At 60.0% G+C, this 24291-nt stretch carries 16 protein-coding genes; 9 read left to right on the top strand and 7 right to left on the bottom strand.

Annotated features, from left to right (window positions below):
* Window positions 1-41: 41 nt before the first annotated feature.
* Window positions 42-635: a GTP cyclohydrolase II gene (gene ribA, locus ACSBQS_RS09350; RefSeq protein ID WP_019452695.1), complete on the bottom strand. Its 594-nt coding sequence runs from the start codon at window positions 633-635 to the stop codon at window positions 42-44.
* 278 nt (window positions 636-913) lie between these two features.
* Between ribA and pgpB the strand changes: the two genes are divergently transcribed.
* From pgpB to lapB, 3 genes are all read left to right on the top strand, one after another.
* Window positions 914-1678, top strand: coding sequence for a phosphatidylglycerophosphatase B (pgpB, locus tag ACSBQS_RS09345; protein WP_047026012.1), 765 nt, complete (start codon window positions 914-916; stop codon window positions 1676-1678).
* Between the two features lie 298 nt (window positions 1679-1976).
* Entirely contained in the window at window positions 1977-2279 is a 303-nt protein-coding gene (locus ACSBQS_RS09340; protein WP_033650259.1) for a LapA family protein, read from the top strand.
* Between the two features lie 6 nt (window positions 2280-2285).
* Entirely contained in the window at window positions 2286-3458 is a 1173-nt protein-coding gene (gene lapB / locus ACSBQS_RS09335) for a lipopolysaccharide assembly protein LapB (protein ID WP_019452693.1), read from the top strand.
* A gap of 61 nt (window positions 3459-3519) precedes the next feature.
* On the opposite strand, the gene ACSBQS_RS09330 is transcribed toward lapB, so the two are convergent.
* Window positions 3520-3819, bottom strand: coding sequence for a hypothetical protein (locus tag ACSBQS_RS09330; protein WP_033643255.1), 300 nt, complete (start codon window positions 3817-3819; stop codon window positions 3520-3522).
* Between the two features lie 173 nt (window positions 3820-3992).
* Window positions 3993-4253 (bottom strand): multiple stress resistance protein BhsA, encoded by a 261-nt coding sequence (bhsA, locus tag ACSBQS_RS09325; protein ID WP_033643254.1) that lies wholly within the window; start codon window positions 4251-4253, stop codon window positions 3993-3995.
* A 329-nt stretch (window positions 4254-4582) separates the two neighbouring features.
* Here bhsA and pyrF point away from each other — a divergent pair, with 329 nt between their 5' ends.
* Both pyrF and yciH read left to right on the top strand, forming a co-directional pair.
* Entirely contained in the window at window positions 4583-5311 is a 729-nt protein-coding gene (pyrF, locus tag ACSBQS_RS09320; RefSeq protein ID WP_046898957.1) for an orotidine-5'-phosphate decarboxylase, read from the top strand.
* 10 nt (window positions 5312-5321) lie between these two features.
* Window positions 5322-5648, top strand: a complete 327-nt coding sequence (gene yciH, locus ACSBQS_RS09315; protein ID WP_004930637.1) for a stress response translation initiation inhibitor YciH — start codon at window positions 5322-5324, stop codon at window positions 5646-5648.
* Between the two features lie 188 nt (window positions 5649-5836).
* On the opposite strand, the gene osmB is transcribed toward yciH, so the two are convergent.
* From osmB to ACSBQS_RS09295, 4 genes are all read right to left on the bottom strand, one after another.
* A complete protein-coding gene (osmB, locus tag ACSBQS_RS09310) occupies window positions 5837-6055 on the bottom strand; it encodes an osmotically-inducible lipoprotein OsmB (RefSeq protein WP_004930634.1) in 219 nt (72 codons plus the stop codon).
* Window positions 6056-6312: 257 nt separating this feature from the next.
* Complete coding sequence (locus ACSBQS_RS09305; RefSeq protein WP_004930631.1) at window positions 6313-7059, bottom strand: DeoR/GlpR family DNA-binding transcription regulator; 747 nt, start codon at window positions 7057-7059, stop codon at window positions 6313-6315.
* 50 nt (window positions 7060-7109) lie between these two features.
* On the bottom strand, window positions 7110-9542 hold the full coding sequence (locus ACSBQS_RS09300; RefSeq protein WP_434990352.1) for a formate C-acetyltransferase/glycerol dehydratase family glycyl radical enzyme: 2433 nt from the start codon (window positions 9540-9542) through the stop codon (window positions 7110-7112).
* Between the two features lie 4 nt (window positions 9543-9546).
* Window positions 9547-10446: a glycyl-radical enzyme activating protein gene (locus ACSBQS_RS09295; RefSeq protein WP_342165426.1), complete on the bottom strand. Its 900-nt coding sequence runs from the start codon at window positions 10444-10446 to the stop codon at window positions 9547-9549.
* A gap of 149 nt (window positions 10447-10595) precedes the next feature.
* Here ACSBQS_RS09295 and fsa point away from each other — a divergent pair, with 149 nt between their 5' ends.
* From fsa to ACSBQS_RS09275, 4 genes are all read left to right on the top strand, one after another.
* Complete coding sequence (gene fsa / locus ACSBQS_RS09290) at window positions 10596-11261, top strand: fructose-6-phosphate aldolase (protein WP_033650264.1); 666 nt, start codon at window positions 10596-10598, stop codon at window positions 11259-11261.
* 374 nt (window positions 11262-11635) lie between these two features.
* A complete protein-coding gene (locus ACSBQS_RS09285) occupies window positions 11636-13240 on the top strand; it encodes a ShlB/FhaC/HecB family hemolysin secretion/activation protein (protein WP_230358696.1) in 1605 nt (534 codons plus the stop codon).
* Between the two features lie 68 nt (window positions 13241-13308).
* A complete protein-coding gene (locus tag ACSBQS_RS09280) occupies window positions 13309-23976 on the top strand; it encodes a hemagglutinin repeat-containing protein (protein ID WP_434990350.1) in 10668 nt (3555 codons plus the stop codon).
* Window positions 23963-24265: a hypothetical protein gene (locus ACSBQS_RS09275; RefSeq protein WP_033640149.1), complete on the top strand. Its 303-nt coding sequence runs from the start codon at window positions 23963-23965 to the stop codon at window positions 24263-24265. The genes ACSBQS_RS09280 and ACSBQS_RS09275 overlap by 14 nt, the downstream gene beginning before the upstream one ends.
* Window positions 24266-24291: the final 26 nt, after the last annotated feature.

Genomic DNA, 24291 nt, shown 5'->3' with positions numbered 1-24291 from the left:
GGCGCCGCAAGGCGCCCTGATGGTTTTCACCGTGGCGGCGATCACTTCTGGTCGAGCAAATGGCCCATTTTGGCGGCCTTGGTGGCCAGATAGTGTTCGTTCTTCGGATTGCGGCCGACGATCAGCGGCACGCGCTCGCTGATATTGATACCGGCTTCGGTCAGGATCTCGACCTTTTTCGGGTTGTTGGTCAGCAAGCGCACCGCGTCGACGCCCAGCAGTTTGAACATGTCGGCGCACAGGGTGAAGTCGCGTTCGTCGGCGGCGAAGCCGAGCTGATGGTTGGCTTCCACGGTGTCTGCGCCCTTATCCTGTAGGGCATAGGCGCGGATCTTGTTCAACAGGCCGATATTGCGGCCCTCCTGGCGATGATAAAGCAGGATGCCGCGGCCTTCTTCGGCGATCTGCTCCAGCGCGGCTTCCAGCTGAAAACCGCAGTCGCAGCGCAGGCTGAACAACGCGTCGCCGGTCAGACATTCGGAATGCACGCGTGCGAGCACCGGCGCTTCACCGGAAATATCACCGAATACCAGCGCCAGATGATCGTGCCCGGTCGCCAGTTCTTCGAATCCTACCATCAGGAAATCGCCCCAAGGTGTCGGCAGTTTAGCCTCTGCCACCCGTTTAAGCTGCATGTCACTCTCCACAAAAACCTACGATTCAATCATTGTCGCGCATCCTAAGTCCGGTCAGTGCATTGACCAAGACTAAAACGTGCTACGCCGATCTCTATTTCGTTAATTATCGGCTATTTTGCCACAACTTCTTGCCGGGCGGTGCTCAGCAAACCAGCAGATGGCGTTTTCTGGCCACCTATTATTGCGATAGGTTGTCTATCTGTTTAATTTTTCGCGTGTTATCAATATTGCACTCTTGTTACACTGCAGCCTGATTCACGCAGAGGAAAACGGGAATGTATGAGATAGCAAAACGCACGGCGGGCGGCGCGTTGCTGCTGCTGTTGATGCCGCTGGCGGTCTGGGTATCCGGCTGGCACTGGCAACCCGGCGGCAATGACCGGCTGCTGAAAGCGCTGTACTGGGTGACCGAAACCGTGACCTCGCCGTGGGGCATTCTGACCAGCGCGATCCTCTGCGGTTGGTTTTTGTGGTGCCTGCGCTTTCGGCTGAAGCCGGCCATCGGTCTGGCGATGCTGCTTTTCGCCGCGCTGTTGATTGGGCAGGGCGTGAAGTCGTTGATCAAGGATCGGGTGCAAGAGCCGCGTCCTTTCGTGGTGTGGTTGGAGCAAACCCACGGCGTGGACGGCAAGTATTTCTACTCGCTGCAGCGCAAAGAGCGCAGCGCGCTGGTGCGCGAGCAACTGCAAGACCAGACGCTGGTGCCGAGCTGGCTGCGCAAGCACTGGCAGTTTGAAACCGGCTTTGCTTTTCCGTCGGGGCACACCATGTTCGCCGCCACCTGGGCGCTATTGGGCGTAGGGCTGCTGTGGCCGCGCCGCCATTACAAAACCGTCGCGATCCTGATGGTGTGGGCGGCCGGGGTAATGGGCAGCCGCTTGCTGCTGGGCATGCACTGGCCGCGCGATCTGGCGATGGCCACGTTGATCAGTTGGTTGCTGGTAGTGATCACCTGCTGGCTGGCGCAGCGCTGGTTCGGTCCTCTGACGCCGCCGCCGCAAGAGCAGCAGGAAATCGCGGCGCGCAAGCCGGAGAAATGAACGTTATGTGACCATGTCACAAAAAGCGCGGCGCCAGATCGGCGCCGCATTAACCGCTTACATTTTCCCGCCATTGCAATCTGCGCCGTCGCCCCCATATCCTTATAAATTCGACGTTTTGAGAAGCTTTCTCATCAATTTGTTCGTTAAAGCCGTTTACTGCCGAATATGCCAGCAGATATGTGGTTTTATCGTGCCGCAGGGTTTCCCTGCCGCAACGGGAAATGCTAACTTAAGGGTTAGGGACGCCACGTTTTGGCATCGTTCATCCGATTCACTCGGCATCGCGGGAAAGAATGTGAAATATTTGCTGATTTTTTTGTTGGTTCTGGTGATCTTCGTGATTTCCGTCACCTTGGGTGCGCATAACGATCAGGTGGTCAATTTTAACTATCTGGTTGCGCAGGGCGATTATCGCGTATCGACCCTGTTGGCCACGCTGTTTGGCGCCGGTTTCATTCTCGGCTGGATCATTTGCGGTCTGTTCTATCTGCGTACGCGCATTGCGCTGAGCCGCGCCGAGCGCAAGATCAAAAGGCTGGAGCTGCAGCTTGAGCAGCCCGCTGAACCGGCGGCTCAGGCCGTTGTCAGCAAGGAATAACCCTCTATGTTAGAACTGCTGTTTCTGTTGCTGCCCGTGGCTGCCGCGTACGGTTGGTACATGGGGCGCAGAAGCGCTCAGCAGGATAAACAGCAAGAAGCCAACCGCCTGTCGCGTGAATACGTGGCAGGGGTGAACTTTCTGCTTTCAAACCAGCAGGATAAGGCGGTCGATCTGTTCCTCGACATGTTGAAAGAGGACAGCAACACCGTTGAGGCCCACCTGACGTTGGGCAACCTGTTCCGCTCGCGCGGCGAAGTCGACCGCGCTATCCGCATCCATCAGGCCTTGATGGAAAGCGCTTCCCTGACCTTTGAGCAGCGCCTGTTGGCGGTGCAGCAGCTGGGCCGTGACTATATGGCCGCCGGGCTTTACGACCGCGCGGAAGACATGTTCAGCCAGTTGACTGACGAAGCGGATTTTCGCGTCTCGGCGCTGCAGCAATTGCTGGTGATCCATCAGGCGACCAGCGACTGGCAGAAAGCGATCGACGTGGCGGAAAAGTTGGTCAAGCTGGGCAAAGAGAAACAACGCGTCGAGATCGCGCACTTTTATTGTGAACTGGCGCTGCAGGCGATGGGCAGCGACGATCTCGATCGGGCGATGAGCCTGCTCAAGCGTGCGGACGCGGCCGATAAACAATGCGCGCGCGTGTCCATCATGTTCGGGCGCATTTACATGGCGCAAAACGACTACGCCAAAGCGGCGGAGTCGCTGCAACGCGTATTGAGTCAGGATAAAGAGCTGGTCAGCGAAACGCTGCCGATGCTGCAGGAATGCTACCGGCACCTGCCGGAACAGCAGCACAACTGGGCTGATTTCCTGAAGCGCTGCGTGGAAGAGAACACTGGCGCAACCGCCGATCTGATGCTGGCCGAAATCATCGAGCAGCACGAAGGGCGCGACGTGGTGCAGGTCTATATCAACCGCCAGCTGCAGCGTCATCCCACTATGCGGGTGTTTTATCGGCTGATGGATTATCACCTGGCGGACGCTGAAGACGGCCGTGCGAAAGAGAGTCTGCTGTTGTTGCGCGATATGGTCGGCGAGCAAATTCGCACCAAGCCGCGTTACCGCTGCCACAAATGTGGCTTCACCGCGCACTCGCTCTATTGGCATTGTCCGTCGTGTCGCGCCTGGTCATCGGTTAAACCGATCCGCGGTCTGGACGGACAATAGCGCGGCGGTGAGACAAAATAAAACGGGGCGATTGATCGCCCCGTTTTTCTATGTTCATCGCTTACTTTTTCTTGCCGCCTTTAGCGCCGGTTTTCAATAGCTGACGCAGCTTCTTCAGCTCTTTCTGGCTCAGAGGCTGTTCGATTTCTTCTTCGGTGCTTTGATTGTCGATCTCGCCGTGGTGCAGGTCGTCCGCTTTCTTGGCCGGTTTTTCTGCCTTGACGACGGGCGCGTTGAAGCTGCTTTCCAGGCGCTGGCACACTTCCACACTCAATGAAAATTCGTTTTCAGCGGCGGCGGCGCGGATTTTCTCCTTCAGTGCCAGAGGAATTTTAATGGTAAGTGTCGATATCTCGCTCATTTTGAAAGCCTTTCTGCAGGAAGATGCCTTCAAGCTAAGCCACTGGCGATCGGGTGTCTAGTGTGTAATAAAAATTTAATATTTTTGTAACAATAAAGGGCGGGGCAAATGCGGGGGTTTTTAAGCGGCAAACAGAGGCAGGGCCCGAAATCTCGGGCCCTGTACCGGAAACCTTATTTGTAGATGATCGCGGTGCCGCTCAACATGTTGTTACCGCCGGCGGAGATAATGCGGTAGCTGCTGGCGCCCTGAGCATCTGCTTTAGCGGCCAGTTTTTTCTCCAGGCTGCTGAGGGTGGTTGCGTGGCCTGCGGAAACGACGCCGGTCGCGGTCAGGCTATCGGCCTGCTGGCTGTTGATCGGCTCAGCGGCCAAAGTGGCGAAAGAGGTCAGTGCGATAGCGGCAGCGGCTGCAAAATATTTGATGGTTTTCATGGGTGACTCCAGTCTGTTTATTTAGGAAGGAAGCCATTCGCTTCCGATGTGGTGAATAATAAAGCATCTGGGCCGATTGAAAATCTGATAATGCTGAGCAAGTTGTTCAAAATATTTGATCGATAATTTACGCATCTTTACGGCGTTTTACGCTGCGTGGTTTATTGCTGACGCGCTTACGTTGACGCGCCATGACAAAGACGCAAGGTAACATGACAGAGCGCCGGTGCGCGCTGCGGCTGGGATTTCTGGCCCCTGGCATGTAGAATGCGGCGGTCAGTTTCGCGGGTGAGTCCCTGATTATCTCCATTTTACAGAAGGTAGAAGAAATGAAGTCTGAAAATAACACTAATAACAATGACTTAAAATCATCTCCAATCGTTGTGGCGTTGGATTACGCCGATAAGAACGCTGCGCTGGCGTTCGCCGACCGTATCGATCCGCAAGACTGCCGGCTGAAAGTGGGCAAGGAAATGTTCACGCTGTTTGGGCCGCAGCTGGTGCGCGATCTGCACGGGCGCGGCTTCGACGTATTTCTTGACCTGAAATTCCACGATATTCCCAATACCACGGCGCATGCGGTAGCCGCAGCGGCCGAGCTGGGCGTTTGGATGGTCAATGTGCATGCCAGCGGCGGCGCGCGCATGATGACCGCCGCTAAAGAAGCGCTGGTGTCATACGGGGCGGATGCGCCGCTGCTGATCGCCGTCACGGTGCTGACCAGCATGGAAGCGGAAGACCTTCGCGGCATCGGCATCGAGGCCAGTCCGGCAGAACACGCCGAGCGCCTGGCGCGCCTGACCCGCGACTGCGGGCTGGACGGCGTGGTGTGTTCGGCACACGAAGCGCAGCGCCTGAAGGCCGCCTGCGGGCAGGCTTTCCAGCTGGTGACGCCGGGGATCCGCCCTGAAGGCAGCGCGGCGGGCGATCAGCGCCGTATTATGACGCCGGTGCAGGCGCAGGCCGCCGGCGTGGACTATATGGTGATTGGGCGTCCGATCACCCAATCTGCGGATCCGGCCGCGACGCTGCGCGCGATCCGCGCCTCTTTGGCCTGAGGAACCGCCGATGAATGACGATAACAGCCGTCTGGTGTATTCCACGGACACCGGTCGCATCAAGCAGGAAGAGGTTAAACCGCAACGCGCCAAGGGCGATGGCGTTGTGCGCATCCAGCGCCAGACCAGCGGCCGCAAGGGGAAGGGCGTGTGCCTGATTACCGGCGTCGATCTGGATGATGCCGCGCTCGACAAACTGGCGGCCGAACTGAAAAAGAAATGCGGCTGCGGCGGCTCGGTGAAAGAGGGAGTCATCGAGATCCAGGGCGATAAACGCGATCTGCTCAAACAGCTGCTGGAAGCCAAAGGCATGAAGGTCAAACTGGCGGGCGGTTGAAGCGAGTCGCCATGCCGCAGTGCAATGCTGCGGCATGGCTAGAGGTTGTTGCTGCCGGGGGTTAACCCGTTAACGGCGAAAGAACCATAGACTTAAAGTAAAACAGACCTGAAATCATCGTTATTGGTTAATACGTCAAAGCGCCGAGGCGCTTTTGCCCGCCTGTCGGCGGAGGAGCATCGGGCAGGTTATTTGCCAACCTGGTGACCGATGATGCCGCCCACCGCAGCCCCACCCAGCGTGCCCAAAGCGCTGCCGTTGGTCAGCACTGCGCCGCCGACTGCGCCGGCGCCGGCGCCGATAGCGGTGTTGCGATCGCGTTTGGACATGTTGGAACAGGCGCTCAGTGAAAACGCCAGAGTCAGAGCCAGAGCGGCGGTGGCGAAACGTTTATTGATAATCATCATAATGACTTCTCCTTAGCATTGGCTATATGGAAGTGCCCTATAAGTATAGGCGTTAACCATAAATCAGGCCTGCTGTTGATTCCCATACGGTATCGATATAAAAAATGGCATTTTTGTTAACGGCCGAATAATTAGCGGGTTACGGCCCAAAAGTTACCGAAGCTGAGTATAGGTTTCTCGGGAAGGATAAACAGGTAAATAGTCTTAAAATCCCGCTGCGCAAGGGAAACGGCGGGCGGCGTGGCCCGCGCGGCGCGTTATTCGTTGACCAGCTCCACCTGTACGCCCTGACGTTTCAGCTGATGCTGATACTCCAGCGCCAAACGTGAATCGGTGATCACCCGGCTGATTTGCCCCGGCTGCGCCAGCGGGTTAGGCTGGATCTGGCCGAATTTGCTGGAATCCGTCAGCACGATATTCTCCACGCCCTTGGCCAGCACCGCGCTGACCACATCGGCGCGCATCATGTCGCGGCCGGTAAAGCCGGTTTCGGCCTGAAAGCCGTCAATGCCGATAAACGCTTTGTTGAAATGCACCTGCTGAATGCACAGCCGCGTGAGCGGGCCGACCACGGTCTCGCTTTTCTTCTGGTACATGCCGCCCAACACAATCACGTCGCAGTCGGTTTCTTTGAGCAGGTTGGCGATGTAGTGGCTGACGGTGATCAGCGTAATGCGCTTGCGTTCGGCGATGTAGCGCGCCAGCAGGGCATTGGCGCTGCCGCTCTCGATAAAAATCGTCTCGCCGTCGTTGACCTGCGCGGCGGCGTACTGCGCCAATCGTTGCTTAAGGGTGAAATTGGACATCATGCGGGCGTCGACGTCGTCGCTTTCCAACGCCACGGCGGAGCCGTGCACCCGCTTCAGATAACTGCGTTTTTCCAGCAGGTTGAGATCCTGCCGGATGGTGACTTCCGAGACGCCCGAAGCGCGCGCCAGCTCATTGACGCTGATCCGGCGGCGATCGTTAACCAACTGCAATATGGTCTGTTGTCGTAAATTCATATCGGCCTGATGATGCGGCCGCCAAGGCGCGGCCGCTAAGAGTCAAAGGTTTAAAGAGTATGTTCTGTGCGCGCAATAATATCATCCTGCGCCTCAGGGGATAATGCGGTAAAGAAGGCGGAATAGCCAGCTACGCGAACCACTAAATCACGATATTGGTCAGGGTGTTGCTTCGCCGCCAGCAGCGTTTCGCGCGACACGATGTTGTACTGCACATGCCAGCCGCGATAGCTCTCGAAGAAGGTGCGCAACATCAGCATCAGCTTCTCCCGATCGCGCGGGTTGTCCAGCGTCGCCGGGTTCAGCTTTTGATTGAGCAACACGCCGCCGAGGATCGCCTCGGTCGGCAACTTGGCGAGCGAATTGAAAACCGCCGTTGGCCCCAGGTGGTCGGTGCCGGACGCCGGGCTGGCGCCTTCCGCCAGCGGCGCGTGCGCCTTGCGGCCATCCGGCGTGGCCAGGGTAGCGGCGCCGAAGGGCACGTTGGCCGAAATCGACGAGGTGCCGGCGTAGTAGCCGCCGCCGATCGGCCCGCGGCCGAAGCGGGTGTTGCGGTACTGTTTCAGTTCTTCGATGTAGGTTTGGTAGGCGCGCACCAGCAGCCGATCGACCTCGTCCACATCGTTGCCGTATTTGGGCGCGGCGTTGAGCAGCCGCTGACGCAGCTGCTCGCCATCCAGCCCGGCGAAGTCTTCGGCCAGCGCCGTCGCCAGCTGCTGCTGGCCGATCGCCCCTTGGTCGAACACCAGTTTGCGCACCGCCGCCAGGCTGTTGCCCAGGTTGGCGATGCCGACCTGCAGGCCGGAAACCCAATCGTATTTGGCGCCGCCTTGCTTGATGCTTTTGCCGCGTTCAATGCAGTCATCCACCAGCGCGGAGCAGAGGATATCGTGAGCGTTCTCCTCCAGCACGCTGTCCACCACGCATTCGATCTCAATTGACTTGCGCGTGTAGTAGCAGATTTGCCGATCCCAGGCGGTTAAGACCTGCTCGAAATCGGCGAAATTTCCTTTGGACAGCGCCTGTTCCTGCGGCAGGAAAATCTGCCCGGACGTGGCGTCGCGGCCTTGTTCCAGCGCCGCCAGCAGCACGCGGGCGAAGTTGATGAAGCTCATGCCGGTGCAGCGATAGCCCCATTTGCCGCCGACGGCGGTCTCGATACAGCCGATGGCGGCGTAGTCGTAAGCGTCCTGCGGTTCGACCCCCAGCTTGATGAACTCGGGAATGACGATTTCGTCGTTATTGAATGCCGGCATGCCGAAGCCGCAGCGGATCACCTGTACGCAGGCGTCGAGGAAATCGGCGCTCATTCCGGCGTGGTAACGCACGCTGAGGTTGGGCTGGGTGGAGCGCAGGCTGCCGCAGGATTCGAGAATGGCGTAGGACAGCGGATTGACCGCGTCGCACGGCCGGCCGTCGATCAGTTTTTGGCCGCCGATGGTAACGTTCTGGTACAGCGGGCTGCCGGCGGAGGCCTTGGAGTGCGAGCCGGAACGGATCTTGTTGACCTCCAGCAGTTTCAGCCAGCAGCTGTGCAGCAGCTCGATGGCGTCTTCCCGCGCCAGGTTTTGCTCCAGCTCCACGTCGCGCCGATACCAGGGATAGAGATACTGATCGAGGCGGCCAAAGGAAACCGAATGGCCGTTGGATTCGATCTGCAACGTCAGCTGGATGAAATAGCACAGCTGCAGCGCCTGCCAGAAGGTTTGCGGCGGGCGATGGGCGATCCGGTCGCAGTTGTCCGCGAGGGACAGCAGCTCGGCGCGCCGCCAGTCGCGGGCTTCGTTTTGCGCCATGTCGCGCGCCAGGCGGGCGAAGCGCAGGATGTGCCCGCTCAGCGCCGTCAGCACAATATCGATAGCGTTGAGAAACTGCGCCTTGTGCAGATCTTCCCACTCGGTCAGACGCAGGCGGCGGCTGCGCGCGTTCACCTTTTCACGCAGGCCATCGAGGCCTTGTTCCAGCAGCAGCGGGAAGTTGACCGCCAGATGGGCGTCGCCGGAGGTCATATTGCCCTCGGCCTTGATGATGCCGGTGGCCAGCAGCGCCTTTTGTTCGTCGGTAAACATGCCGTAGCAGCGATCCTGCACCGTTTGGCCGCGCCACCAGGGGCACAGACGATGCAAAATTGCCTTGTGCTCGTCGCTGACCGAAAAACCGGCGCCCGGCCGGTCGGCCAACTGGTCTATTTCGTTTTCTATCCAGCCGACGGTGTATTCGGGAAAGATCGGCGCGGCGCGCAGCTCGCTGGCCTGGTTGCCGACGATCAGCTCGTCGTTGGCGATCCAGATGCTGCGTTTCGCCAGATGGTTGGCCAACGCCAGGGCGCGGCGCACCGGCAGCGGCTTGTCCTGATGCTGCTGATAGGCCTCGGTATAGTGCTGCGCGCGTTCGGTGCACACCGGCGGTTTAACGATGTGAATCAGCGCATTCTTATGCGCCTGGATACGGGCGCTCAGGGTAGTCAAATCCAACGTGGTCATGGTGTTATCCTCGCAAAATGGCGGTCAGGCCCTTGGCGCCGGCATAGTCTTCGGCAAAGGCCAGCAGGTCGGGTGCGTCCAGTGGCTTGCGGGCGGCACGGTAGGGTTCGCCGAGCAGGTGGTACTTGTTGATGCCAAGCGTGTGGTACGGCAGAAAGTGGATCTCCGACACGCCGATCTCGTCGGCGGCGAAGTCGACGATGGCACGGACAGAGCGGCGATCGGCGTTGAAATCGGGGATCAGCGGCACACGGACGGTCATTGGTACGCCGTGCGCCGCCAGCCGACGAAAATTGCTCATCACCCGGCGGGCGGAACCGCCGGTCCAGGCTCTGAAGCGCGCTTCGTCGGTGTGTTTGAGATCGGCCAGCAGCAGATCCAGCCACGGCAGCGAAGGGGCGATATAACGCCATGGGACGTGCAGGCAGGATTCGACGGCGGTGTGGATGCCGGCCTCGCGGCCGCGCCGCAGCAGGTCCGCCGCGAGGTCCGGCTGCATAAAGGGTTCGCCGCCGGACAGCGTTAAACCGCCGCCGCTGCGCAGGTAGAAAGGCTTATCCCGCATCACCTCGGCCATGATATCGTCGGGGTTGATCGGGCTGCCGCACAGGCTGAGCGCGCCAGTCGGGCAGGCGGCGGCCAGGGCGGCATAATCGTCTGCGCTAATCAGCTCGCGTTGCAGCGTCAACGGCCCGGCGGTGCGTTGCAGCCCTTGCGGACAACGCTCGGCGCACAGCGTGCAGCCGCTCAGGCACAGGCGTTCGTCAAACAGCAGGTCTGCGTGGCGCGAGCGGCTTTCCGGGTTCTGACACCACCGGCAGCTCAGCGGGCAGCCTTTTAAAAAGACCACGCTGCGGATGCCCGGGCCGTCATGGGTCGAGTAGCGCTGCAGATTGAAGATCATGAGTCACCCGTTTGGCGTCGCTGTATCTTTCGCCATTAAAGATATTTCGAATGAAAGTTGAATTGATTTTGATCAAAAGTTAGCGCGGTTTTTGCCCTATGATGATCAGAGTTTGAATCCGCCTACAGAACATGACACAGGAGTCCGTGATGGAGCTTTATCTCGATACCGCCGATGTGACCGCGGTAAAACGCCTGGCGCGCATTCTGCCGCTGCACGGCGTCACCACCAACCCGAGCATCGTGGCGAAGGAAGGCAAGCCGATCTGGGAAGTGCTGCCCGCGCTGCGCGACGCCCTCGGCGGCACCGGCAAGCTGTTCGCACAGGTGATGGCGACCGATGCGGAACGTATGGTGGCGGAGGCGGCGCTGCTCAGCCAGCGGGTACCGGGTCTGGTGGTGAAGATCCCGGCGACCGCCGAAGGGCTGGCGGCGATCAAGAAGCTTAAAACGATGTCCATTCCGACATTGGGCACCGCGGTGTACGGCGCTGCGCAGGGGCTGTTGGCGGCCTTGGCCGGGGCGGAATATGTGGCGCCTTACGTCAACCGGGTGGACGCGCAGGGCGGCGACGGCATCGAAATGGTGCACGAGCTGCAGCAGCTGTTGAGCCTGCATGCGCCGTCGGCGCAGGTGCTGGCCGCCAGTTTCAAAACGCCGCGCCAGGCGCTGGAGTGCCTGTTGGTGGGCTGCCAGGCCATCACGCTGCCGGTGGACGTCGCGGAGCAGTTCCTGAACGCGCCGGCAGTGCAGGCCGCGGTCGAGAAATTCGAACAGGATTGGCAAGGGGCGTTCGGCAGCAATTTGTTGAGCTGATAACGGCCTGATGTGTTAATTTTCTTCCCGATCGACAATTAATTTTAAAGGATGACGCATCATGGCGTCATCCTTCCGCAGTTTCGCCATTCTTCTCATGCCGCCGTCTCCCTTATGGTTTTGTGAACCGCAGTGCCATAAAGCTGTTGATTTTTCTCCCTCGAAGCTCATAATTCGCCCAAGAGTAAGTTTATTTACATTAATTTACGTAACTTATGATTTTGGTTAGATAAATAACTATAAGTAACAGTGAGGAGCCAAGGATGCGCTCAGATAATGCTCGTGCTTTACTCTATTCTATCCGCTGTGGGCTGTCGGGATTATTGATAGGCGTTGTACCCCTGTTTTCCGCTTCGGCGGCTACCAGCGATGGTATGGCGTCCATTGATGCCCGCGAACAGCAGCGCCAGCAGGAGCGCGAGCGTGCCCTGCAACAGCAAAATGCCCCGCAGGCCGATGCGCGCCTTTCCCGTCCCGACGTTGTGCTGCCCAATTACCCAATCGATGAACGCCCTTGTTTCATCATCAACCGGCTAGCGTTGGACGGGGAGTCTGCCGATCGCTTTCAGTGGGCGTTGGGCGCAGCAGCAGATGCCGAAGGCCGCTGTTTGGGCGGCCAGGGCATTGCGCTTGCCATCAGCAAGGTGCAAAACGTCATACTGGCGAAAGGCTATGTCACTACACGCGTAATGGCGCAGGAGCAGGACCTGACTACAGGCGTGTTGACGCTGACGTTGCAACCGGGGCGCATCGGTGATATCCGTTTCGAGGAACCGGTCTCCTGGCGGGGACGGATATGGAACGCTATTCCGGCCTCACACGGTGATATCCTTAACTTGCGTGATATCGAACAGGGGCTGGAGAACTTTAGACGAGTGCCCAGCGCCAGTGCCGACATCAAAATCGTACCCGGTGCCCAAGAGGCCACCAGCGATCTGCAGGTCAACTGGCACGAGGGGCGGCCGGTGCGGCTCAGCCTGGGGCTGGACGACAGCGGCTCCAAAAGTACCGGGCGCTATCTCGGTTCGGCCACTCTGGCACTCGATGCGCCGTTTGCGCAAAATGACCTTTTCTACGCCAACATCGGCAAGGATGTGTTTCAGCACGGGCCGTTTGGCAACCGTTCACATACGCTGAATTACTTCTTCCCGGTGGGATATTGGGCCTTCTCGGCCAATTACAACGACTACACCTACCATCAGAACATCCCTAACGCCAACGAGGTGCTGCGCTATAGCGGCAAGAGCGACAACATTCAGTTGACCGTTTCCCGATTGCTGTACCGCGACCAGTCGCACAAGTTAACGCTTAACCTGCGCGGCTACCGCAAACATTCCACTAACGCCGTGGACGACGTTGATATTGCGTCGCAAAAACGCCGGACCGCCGGCTGGGAGCTGGGGCTTAACCAGCGCAGTTACCTCGGTACCACCACGTTGGATGCGAATATCAGCTGGCGCCGCGGTACCGGGGCGTTCAATGCCTTGCCTGCGCCGGAAGAATCGCGTCACGAAGGCAGTGCGCGTACAGGCATTTTGCTCGGCGACCTGGGTATCAACCGGCCTTTCTTCTGGGGTGAGCAGCCCTGGCGGGTTTATACCAGTGTGCGGGGCCAGTGGAGCCAGAATGCGTTGACGCCGCAGGAGCGGATGGCCATTGGCGGGCGTTACACGGTGCGCGGCTTTGACGGCGAGCAGATGCTGTCCGGCGAAAAAGGGCTGCTGTGGCGCAACGAAATCGCCTGGAATGCGTTTTCTCGCGGGCACGAACTGTATATGGCTGCCGACTACGGCCGGGTGGACGGCCCGGGCACCCGCTACCTGGTGGGGCATCAGTTGGCGGGCAGTGCGCTCGGTGTGCGCGGTGCGCTGTGGGGGCGATTCAGCTATGACCTGTTTGCCGGCGTGCCGCTGTACAAGCCCGCAGGGTTCCATACCTCCGGTGCGACCGCGGGTTTTAGCGTAAATCTGGAAATCTGAACATCGCGATACCGGCAACGTTGCTGATACTGACCTGATTGGACTGACTTTTCTCACGGATGTGACCCATGAACAAACATTGTTATCGCCTTATCTTCAGCCGCACTCACGGGGAACTGCGGGTGGTGTCCGAACTGGCTCGCAGCTGCAGCAGCGAACCGGGCCAGCGCATCGGCTCAGGGATAACGACTGGACGTCGTCTGTGGGTCACCTTGCGTCGGTCAGTGTGGCTGCTTGGGCTGCTCATGTTCGCCGGCCCCGTCATGGCAGACGGCATTGTCGCGGACGGCGGTGCCAATCCTTCCCAGCGGCCGGAGGTCATCAATACCCAGAACGGCTTGCCGCAGGTCAACATCACAGCCCCCAACCAGGCTGGGGTCTCACATAACCAGTATCAGCAGTTCGATGTCGACGCCAAAGGCGCCATCCTCAATAACTCGGCGGTGATGACCTCGACCCAGATGGCCGGGATGATCCAGGGTAACCCTAACCTCAATCCCAATTCCGCGCCGGCGCGTGTCATCCTCAACGAAGTCAACAGCAACAATCCCAGCCAGTTGCGCGGTTTTATGGAAGTGGCCGGCGGCAAGGCGCAGGTGATTGTGGCCAACCCCGCCGGCATTGTCTGCAACGGCTGCGGCACCATCAATGCCGGGCGCATGACGCTGACCACAGGCCGTCCGCAACTGAACGCCGATGGCAGCTTGGCGGGTTACCTGGTTGAGCGCGGCGTGGTGCGCATCGAGGATGGCGGACTTAACGGGGATACCCGTCATGATACCGAGTACGTCGATATTCTGGCGCGCGCGGTGGAGGTCAACGCCGGCGTCTGGGCTAAAGAAGGCATGTCGGTGGTGGCCGGTCGTAACCGCGTGAGTGCGGACGGTAAAACCGCGACACCGCTTTCAGACGACGGCAGTACCAGACCAGAGCTTGCCATCGACATGGGGCAGATGGGCGGCATGTACAGCGGCAGTATCCGCATGATTGGCACTGAGGCCGGCGTTGGCGTGCGCAACCAGAACGGGCAAGTTCAGGCAGGCAAAACGCTCACCGTCAGCAGCGAAGGCAAGCTCAGCTGGCGCTCTGATGCGCCGGATGCGGCCACGCAGGCCAACGGCGATATTCAGCTGGCGGCAAAAGGCGACATCGAGACGCACGGCAAAGTGTACAGCGGTAGCCAACTGGCCGCGCAGAGTCGCGAGGGAATGTTGACGCAGTCCGGTACGCTGGCGGCGGCCGGGGATGTGTACCTGAACGCCGCGCGTGGCATCCAGAGCAGCGGCCACCTGCTGGCGGGCAGCAATGCCGACAGCACGCTGGTCCAGGATGCCAATCTGCAGCTCGATAGCCAGGGCGATATCCGCGCCAGTGGCAGTCTGCTCAGTAAAAAGAGCGTCAACGTGTCCGGACGCCGGGTGGATATCAGCGGCGCACAGGTTGCGACTGGTCGTACCGCGCTGACGGCACGTGACGGCGGCGTTGCCTTGCGCCAGTCCACCGTTGACAGCGGTGAGCTGGCCGTGAGTACGACGGAAAATGTGGATGCACAGCAGGCCAAAGTCAAGGCTGGGCGCTGGACGGTAGATGCTGACAATCTGTTCAACCAACAGGCGACCTGGTCACAGACCGGTGATGGTGAGAGCCGTTTTACCCTAGCGGGCTCATTGGATAACAGTGACGGTGCCATCGAGGCGCAGAACCTCCGGCTTTCGGCCAGCCAGTTAGTCAATCAGCGAGGCCGCCTGGTGGCGCTGGGGAGCGCGGCGCAGCACTGGCAGGTCGGCGGCCTGCTCGACAATACCGGCGGGACGGTGGGCAGCAACGGCGACCTGCGCCTCGATGCCGGGCGCCTCGATAATCAGGGCGGTACGTTAAAAACCCAGTCGGGGCTCACGCTCCATGCTGATGGCGCGGTGAATAATGCCGGGGGCAACCTGCTCGCCGGGAACGGCCTTACGCTTGAAGTGGGCAGCGAGCTGGATAACGCATCCGGTACTCTGAGCGGCGCAGACGTGCGTCTGGTGGCGCAGCGGTTGGATAACACGCAGGGGCAGATCATCGGTCAGGGCAATCTCGACCTGACGGCCCGTCGCTTGGATAATCAACGTGGCCTCATTGGTGCCGGCAAGGCGCTGGATATCCATACCGGCGACTGGGACAACCGTGGCGGTACGGCGCAAGGCGAAACGGCCGTCACGGCAACGGCAGCGACCCTCAACAACGACGGCGGCAAGCTGCTGTCAGGCCAGGCATCAACCCTGACCACCTCGGGCAACGCCAGCAACCGCGGCGGCGAAATCAGCGGCGCTGCGCTGACGGTGAACACCGGCCGGCTCGACAATGCGCAAGGCAAGGTGATTGGCCAAGCGCGGCTTGACCTGCATGCCCGCCAGGGGTTGGACAATACGCAAGGGCTGCTGGGTGCCGGCCAGGCGTTGACCGTGCGGACCGACGGTGAGCTGAATAACCGCCGTGGCACGATATCGGGGAGCGGGCAAACTCACATAGCGGCAGGGAGCGTGCGTAACGAGGCCGGCAAACTGCTGGGCGGGCAACAACTGGTGTTGAACAGTGCGGCTGAGTTGGTGAACCGCGAGGGCGAAATCAGCGGCGAGTCACTTACACTGGCGGCGCAGCGCCTCGATAACGCTAAGGGCAAGGTGGTCGCCAGGCAGGATGCGAACCTGACGACGCAAAAGCTGAGTAACGCGGACGGCTGGTTTGAAGGCGGCAATACACTCTCCGTCAAGACCGATGGCGACTGGGACAACCGTGGCGGCACCGCACAAGGTGGTCGGCAGGTCACCGCCAGCGCGCAGTCGCTCGACAATACCGGCGGGCGACTACAGTCCGGCGGTGACCTGACACTTGACGCCGCAGGCAATATCCTCAATCGCACCGGTAAACTGACTGCGCAGCAGGCCCTCGCCGTTAACGGCGGTGTTGCCAGCCTGTTTGACAACGATGGTGGGTCACTGCAAAGCGGCGGCGGCCTGTCTCTGCAGGGTGGCCAGTTGACCAACCGCACCGCCGGTGTGGTACTCAGCGGGCAGGCACTTTCCCTGAACCTGACCGGCGGCTGGGACAATCAGGGCGGCACGTTTACCGGCAATGGGCGCACCGAGGTGCGCGCCGCCAGTTTGTTGAATACCCAGGGCACCATCAACGCGCTGGACAGTCTGGACATGCAGTTCACCGGCAAGCTGAATAACGGCCAGGGGCGGATTTTTAGTCAATCGTCTCAGGTACTGCAGGCGCAGGACATTTTCAACGCCCGGGGCTGGATGGGCAGCCAGGGCAGCTGGCAGGCGATCAGCGGCAGTTTTGACAATACGGAAGGCAGTGTGCAGAGTCTGCAGGCCGTACAGCTTGCAGCTGACTGGCTCAATAACACCAAAGGTGTACTGCAGTCGGCACACGACCTGGCGCTGCGTATCAAACAGGATATCGATAATCGCAACGGCAAGGCCTCGGCGCAGGGGCAGCTTGCTGTTACGGGTGCCAAAGACGGCGAACACGCCGGCGCCATCAATAACGCCGGCGGTCAGTGGCTGGCCGGCGAGGGGCTGCGTATCGCCGCCCGCGCGCTCGATAATACGCAGGGCGGGCTGCTCTACAGCCAGAAACAGCAACGCCTTACGTTGAGCGACACGCTGAACAACCACGATGGGAAAGTGCAAAGTGGTGAGGCGCTTCAACTTGACGCACAAGTGCTGAATAACGCCGGCGGGACGATAGACGGCCAGCAACAGGTGACACTGCACATTCTTGGCTTGCTGGAAAATACCGGCGGTGCAGTGCGCAGCAATGGTGGTCAAGAGGTGTCGGCCGCCGGTATCAATAATACGCGCGGCGTATTCAGCAGCCGTGGCGGCATCACGGTGACATCAAAGCAGCTGAACAACGACGGCGGCACGCTCATCAGTCAGGGCACGGGCATCTACCGACTCGACCGGCTTAACAATCAACAAGGCAAGTTACACAGCGGCGACGCGCTCACCCTTGAGGGGGCACAGGTCAACAACCAGGGTGGACAACTGGTGTCGACCCAGGGCCTGACGCTCAAGGCCGAAGCACTCGATAACAGCGGTCAGGGCACGTTCAGCAGCCAGGGGGCAATCAAACTGCTGACCGATCGCCTGAACAACCGAGACGGCGGGCTGATACTGGGTACCACGCGTACCGACATCACCGCCCGTGACATTGACAATACCGCAGGCCGCCTGCAGAGCAGCGGGCAGATGACCCTCTCGGGTGTCACGCAGTTGGACAACCGTCAGGGACGCATCCTGGCCGACGGCAATCTCGATATCAACGCTGCCCTCTCCCGTACCGACTCGCCGCTGGCGCTGCTTAACCAGGGCGGCCGCGTGGAGAGCTCAGGGCAACTTACCTTGCATGCGCGTGCCCTGAATAATCAGAACGGTACCCTGCTGGGGCTGCAGGCGTTGACGCTGTCCGCACAGCAGGACTACACCCATCAGACCGGCGAAACGATCAGTAGTAACGGCACGGTGACGTTCTCCCTGAGCGGCGCCTTTACCAACCTGGCGGACTGGTTGCTGCCGGGCAATCTGGTGCTCAATGCGGCCAGTATCACTAATCCGGCGTCTCTGGTAGGCAAAACGCTGCAGCTGACGACCGGGGCGTTGCAAAACACCAGGCGTATTGAAGCGGACAGCATGACGCTGAACGTCGATACCCTGGACAACACGGCGGCGCTGATGGGGGACGCTATCACCGTGCGCGGGCGCGTCATCGACAACCATGGTCAGCCTGCGGTGATGGCGGCGACCCAAAGCCTGACGGTGCAGGCCGGTGAGCGACTGACCAACCGGGATGGCGCCCTGATTTACAGCGCCGACCGCCTGCACCTGCACAGCGACGACCTGATAGATAACCGGGCGAGCTTTATCGAAGCGGACGGGGACGCCACCATTGAGGCCCGTCGCTTGAACAACCTGCGTGAAGGGCTCGTGATTGAGCGAGAGGCGGAAAAAAGTGACTACAAATGGCACCGCTACAACTATTACTGGCGCTCCTACGGCTCAAAGGTCAACCCCGACAAAAGTACCCTGGCGCCGACCACCCAGCAGTTGACCTTCCAGGATGACGCGGCGGCGCAAACCAACCGCTACGGCACCCTGCTGGCCATTGATGCGCCGGGCAAGCGCGCGCAGGTGCGGGTCAAGGACAACAAAGGCACACTTACCGACCTGTGGGTCAACTACCTGGCGCTCAAGCCGAATGCCGACGGCAGCTATGCGATGACGTTCTACGAGACGCGGGGGGGAAACCAACTGGCGACTATCCCGACGCCTTATCAAAACGGCTTCCATTGGGAACACGACTGGACGCAGGTGATGACCTGGGATCCCGAAAAGCATGTCGACATCGACAGCGCGCCATTCATCACCGATTACAACAACTTCCGCGAGCGAACCGAAAGCGGCACGCTGACGCGCGACAGGCTGGTCTCTGAAGGTATCGGCGCGCGTATTCTGGCGGGCGGCAACATGGTGCTGCGCATCACGGGAGCATTGCTCAATGACGCCAGCGTCATTACCGCCAACGGCAACCTGACGCAGGACGGCGGCGGCAGCGTAGACAACCGAGGTTACTCGGTTAACGAACGGCGCCAGGCGGTGATCGTTGACCACTATGACAAGGACACGCATCACTGGTACCCGACGTTCAATCGAGACGAGACCACGGCGCTGGCGACCGTTGATGGGATTATCTCCGGCAACGGCACGGTCACCATTAACGGGGCCCGTATCACCAATACCACGGTCAATCAGGCACAAATCAGCCAGCTTCAGGCGGCATTAAACGCCGTGGATGCCGAACGCGCCGAACTGGAGCACAATCCGCTGGCCTTCACGGTAGAGGGTGCTGCCCGATCTGACGGCGATACGACGCTGGCACCGGGCGAACAGATGACGCAACCCGGCGCCACACCGTCTTCGCCGCTGGGGCGCCCGCTGCTGCCGTCTGAGCTGGCGCTGACGCAGTTACAGCATCTGGGCAATGTGGCCACCGCCATCCCCAATAACGGCTTGTTTAGTCAACCTACGGCGACCGGCAGCCCGTTCCTGGTGGTGACCGATGAACGCTTTACCCGCCGCGACAACTTTATCAGCAGCGACTACATGCTCGAACGCGTAGGGTATGACCCCGCGCAGGCCCATAAGCGCCTGGGGGACGGCTTTTACGAGCAGCGTCTGGTGCGCGAGCAGGTGCTGGCGCTGACCGGCAAACCGTCCGTCAAGGGCTGGGATGCGATGGAACAGTATCAGCAGTTGATGAACAACGGCAGTAAAGTCGCCCAGGACTTCCATCTGGTGCCGGGCGTGGCCCTGACGCCGGAGCAGATTGCGGCGCTGCAGCAGGATATTGTCTGGCTGGTGAGCGAGACGGTGCAAACGGAAGGCGGCCCGCAAACGGTATGGGTGCCGAAGGTGTACCTGGCACAGACCACGCTGCGCCTGACCGGCGATGGCGCGGTGATTGGTGGTGGCGATCTGCAACTCTCGGCCAACAGCATCAACAATGCCGGCAACCTGTTTGCCGACAAAGCCCTGACGGTCGACGCCGGGCAGTTCCTGCATCAGGGCGGCGACATCAAGGCCGGTAGCATTGACGTGCAGGCAGACAGTCTGGCCATGAGCACTAACCTGCAGGACGCGCTGCGCCAGGCGACCATGAGCGCCGGCGACATTCGCCTGCGCGGCACCGATATCACCCTCTCAGGGGCGAAGCTCGATGCGACCGATACGCTCAGCCTGAGCGCGCGTAACGATCTGACCATCACCGCCGCGAAAAGCAGCCATACCGCCGATCTTGAGGTTATCTCCGGTTCAATGGGTAACCGCACCCGCGGCGGCACGGAAGCGGCAGGCTCCCGAATGGCGCACGTCAGCGGCGAATGGCAGCAGGCTCAGGGGAGTGAGCTTAACGCCGGCGGCAACCTCACGCTCAATGCCGGGCGAGACGTCACGTTCGCAGGCAGCCAGGCCAAGGCCGGCGGCAGCACCCGCGTGCAGGCCGGCGGCGATATCAACATCAGGGCCGAAAGCACCACCAATACCACGCACCTGGACGCCAACAGCCGTACTTCATCAGTCAGCAACGACCGCCAGGAAGAGCGCCTGACATTAAGCGCACTCGGCGGCGACCAGGGCGTCACTCTGGTGGCGGGCAACCGCCTGTTGGCCGAAGGCGCACAGGTTGACAGTAAAGAGGGGCGCATTGGCGTCAGTGCGCAGGACGTGACCATTAAAGACGCACGCACCCGCACGCAAGATCAGGACAGCGAAAACAAACGCGAGGGCAAAACCAAAAGCCATCGCATCGAACAAACCGAGCGCGAAATCAGCACCGGCAGCACCTTCAGCGGTCAGCAGGGCATCACGGTTATCGGGCGTGAGGGCGATGTCACGGTCACCGGCAGTACCCTGCACAGTAACCAGGGCGCCATCGCCTTGCAGGCGAAAAAGGATGTCACCCTCAATACGGCCACCGAGCGCGAGTCGCGCTACAGCGAGGAACGTTCCGAGAAAAAAGGCTTCCTGAACAAGAGCAGCAGCCATACCGTGACCGATGACCGAACCACGCGTGAGAACGGCTCGCTGCTGAGTGGCAACAGCGTCAGCATCAGCGCCGGCAATGACCTGACGGTCACCGGTTCTGCCATTGCCGCCGACCAGGATGTCAACCTGCAGGCCGGCCGTAATGTCGATATCGGTGCGGCCACCGAAACCGAGACGCATTACCTGCTGGAAGAGAAGAAAAAGAGCGGCCTGCTGGGCAGCGGCGGCATCGGTTTCACGATTGGCAAACAGTCGAGCAAACACGAAGTCGACGAGAAAGCCACCACCCAAAGTCAAAGCGTCAGCACTGTCGGCAGCAGCCAGGGCAGCGTCAACATCACGGCGGGCAACCAACTGCACATTGGCGGCGCCGACCTGGTGGCGGGCAAGGACCTGGCGTTGACCGGCGACAGCGTGACTATCGACCCCGGCTACGATCGGCGCACGCGCAAAGAAACCTTCGAGCAAAAGCAGAGCGGCCTGAGCGTGGCGTTGTCGGGCACCGCGGGCGGCGCGCTCAACACCGCCGTCAGCTCGGCGCAACAGGCAAGAAAGGAAGGCGACGGACGCCTGAACGCGCTGCAAAACACCAAAGCCGCGCTGTCCGGCGTGCAGGCCGCACAGGCCTGGGAGCGGGACAATGCGCTGACCGCCTCGGCGGAGGCGAAAAACGCCGCTGCCGGTTTACAGCCGGGAGACGAAGGTGCGGCGCAGGGCGCCACCAATACGGTGGGCATCAGCGCCTCTTACGGCAGTCAGTCGTCGAAAAGCGAAACCCGCACCGACAACCGACAGTCACAGGGCAGCACGCTCACCGCCGGGCAAAACCTGTCAATAACGGCGACCGGCAAGAACCACAATGCGCAAAGCGGCGATATCACCATCACCGGTAGCCAGTTGAAGGCGGGCAAAGACCTGTCGCTCGATGCGGCGCGGGACATTACCCTGCAGTCGGCGCAGAACAGCGAAAGCACCGTCGGCAAGAACGAGAGCAGCGGCGGCAACGTTGGCGTCGGTATCGGCGCCGGTTCGGGCGGGTATGGCATCAGCGTCTCGGCCGGCGTCAATGCGGGCAAGGGGCATGAGAACGGCAACGGCCTGACCCATACCGAAACCACCCTGGATGCAGGCAGCCATCTCAGCCTGACCAGCGGCCGCGATACCCAATTGAAAGGCGCGCAGGCGAGCGGCGAAAAGGTTACCGTCGACGTGGGCCGTGACCTGACGCTGCAAAGCCAGCAGGACAGCGACCGCTATGATGCCAAACAGCAAAATGTCAGCGCGGGCGGCAGTTTCACCTTCGGCTCGATGACCGGCTCAGCCAACGTGAGCGCCAGCAAGGACAAACTGCACAGCAACTTCGACTCGGTGAAAGAGCAGACCGGGCTGTTTGCGGGCAAGGGTGGGTATGACGTCACGGTCAAAGACCATACCCAGCTCGACGGCGCTGTGATTGCAAGCACGGCAGACAAGGAGAAAAACCGTCTCGATACCGGCACGCTGGGCTGGACGGACATCCACAACCAGGCGGACTACAGCGCAACGCATAGCGGCGGCAGCTTCAGCACCGGCGGGCCGGTGGGCGGTGACCTGTTGACCAACATGGCCGGCGGCATGCTGTCGGGTGCCAACAACAGCGGGCATGCCGAGGGCACGACGAAGGCCGGCGTCAGTGAGGGGACGCTGATAGTTCGCGACAAAGACAAACAGCAGCAGGATGTGGCGCAGCTAAACCGGGATACCGAACATGCCAACGACGGCAGCATCAGCCCGATATTTAACAAGGAGAAGGAGCAGAACCGGCTCAAACAGGCGCAGTTGATTGGGGAGATTGGCGGCCAGGCGATGGACGTCATCCGCACGCAGGGCGATATCGCCGGGCTGAAGGCGCAGAAAGACCCGGCGGCGCTGGCGCAGGCCCGGGAACAACTGGAGAAAAGCGGCAAGCCTGCAAACGATGCGGAGGTGATGCAGCAGGCGTATAACAACGCGATGCGGCAATACGGCACCGGCAGCGACTTGCAGAAGGCGGCGCAGGCGGTGACGGGCGCGTTGACGGCGCTGGCGGGCAATAACCTGGCGGGCGCGCTGGCGAGTGGTGCCTCGCCGTACCTGGCGACGGAAATCAAGAAACTGACCACCAATCCGCTGACCGGTGAAGTCGACGTTGCGGCCAATGCGATGGCGCATGCAGTGCTGGGCGCAGTGACTGCGCAGCTGAACAACCAGTCAGCTGCGGCAGGCGGGTTGGGCGCGGGCGGCGGTGAACTGGCGGCGCGCTACATTGCCGGGCAGCTGTTCCCGGGCAAAACGGCGCAGCAGCTGAGCGAAAGCGAGAAGCAGCAGGTTAGCGCACTGAGCCAGCTGGCCGCAGGGCTTGCAGGCGGCCTGGCGACGGGGGATACTGCGGGAGCGGTGACCGGCGGGCAGGCTGGGAAGAATGCGGTTGAGAATAACGCGCTGAGTGATGTTGTTGACGCTGTATCTCAGGGTAAGACACCTCAGCAGGTAGCCGAAGAGCGTGTCGACGCTGAAAATGAGCGCTATAAGCAGCAAAACTGTGCCGGAATGAGCGCGGAAGCGTGCTCGGTGAAGATGTATACTGAGCGCCGGGAAGAGCTGAAAGATATCCTGTCGACAGGTGCCGATTTTGTACCGGTGGTTGGAGATATCAAGAGCTTTGCGGAAGCGCAGAGTGCGCTGGATTATCTGGTAGCGGCGATAGGGATTATCCCAGGTGCTGGTGATGCGGCCGGTAAGGCGATCAAGGCGGCAGAGGCGGCGCTGAAGAAGGGGGATGTCGCTGAAGCGTCCAGGTTGATTAATAAGGCCAGTGATGAGGTATCGGCAACGATCCCTATGGGAAGCAAGCGTAATCCGATGAATCAACCAAGTAATCCATCTTATCAACCCGTCAGGAATCAACCAAGTACAATCGGAAACCGAGAGTATTCAGGTCATGCCTTAGATAGGATGCAGGATCGAGGAATAACTCCTTCTGTTGTTGAGAATACAATTAAAAATGGAAAGTCGGCTCCTAGCCGCGGCGGAACAACAGTCCATTTTGATCCTGAAAGCAAAGTGTCAGTGGTAACGAACGAATCAGGAAGGGTGGTAACGGTTAAATATGGCGACAAATAAGAAGGATGCTATTCGTGAGTGTGCGTTTAGTTCTCTAAATAACGTTGTTAGCTTTGCTAAGTTCGTAAGCTATGCAGAGGATTTGGCTCAATTAAATGAGTTATTTGAGGATGAAAAAAGCAGAGATAATTACCTGAGAATCTGGTTTGAACTGGAAATCATCAATGCACTTGCTCTATCAGAATGGGAGGATGAAGGACGCCCAGTAGATTGGAAAACTCAGTGGGAATCAAGCTATAAAGAAGATGCTTCCGAACTAATGAATGAGCTAATGAAGATGCTGAAGTAAATATCAACAGCCTCTGCTAGGGCACT

Source organism: Serratia sp. H402Y, assembly GCF_051172415.1.
GTDB classification, from domain to species: domain Bacteria; phylum Pseudomonadota; class Gammaproteobacteria; order Enterobacterales; family Enterobacteriaceae; genus Serratia; species Serratia ureilytica.
This window is presented reverse-complemented; position numbering and strand designations above follow the sequence as displayed.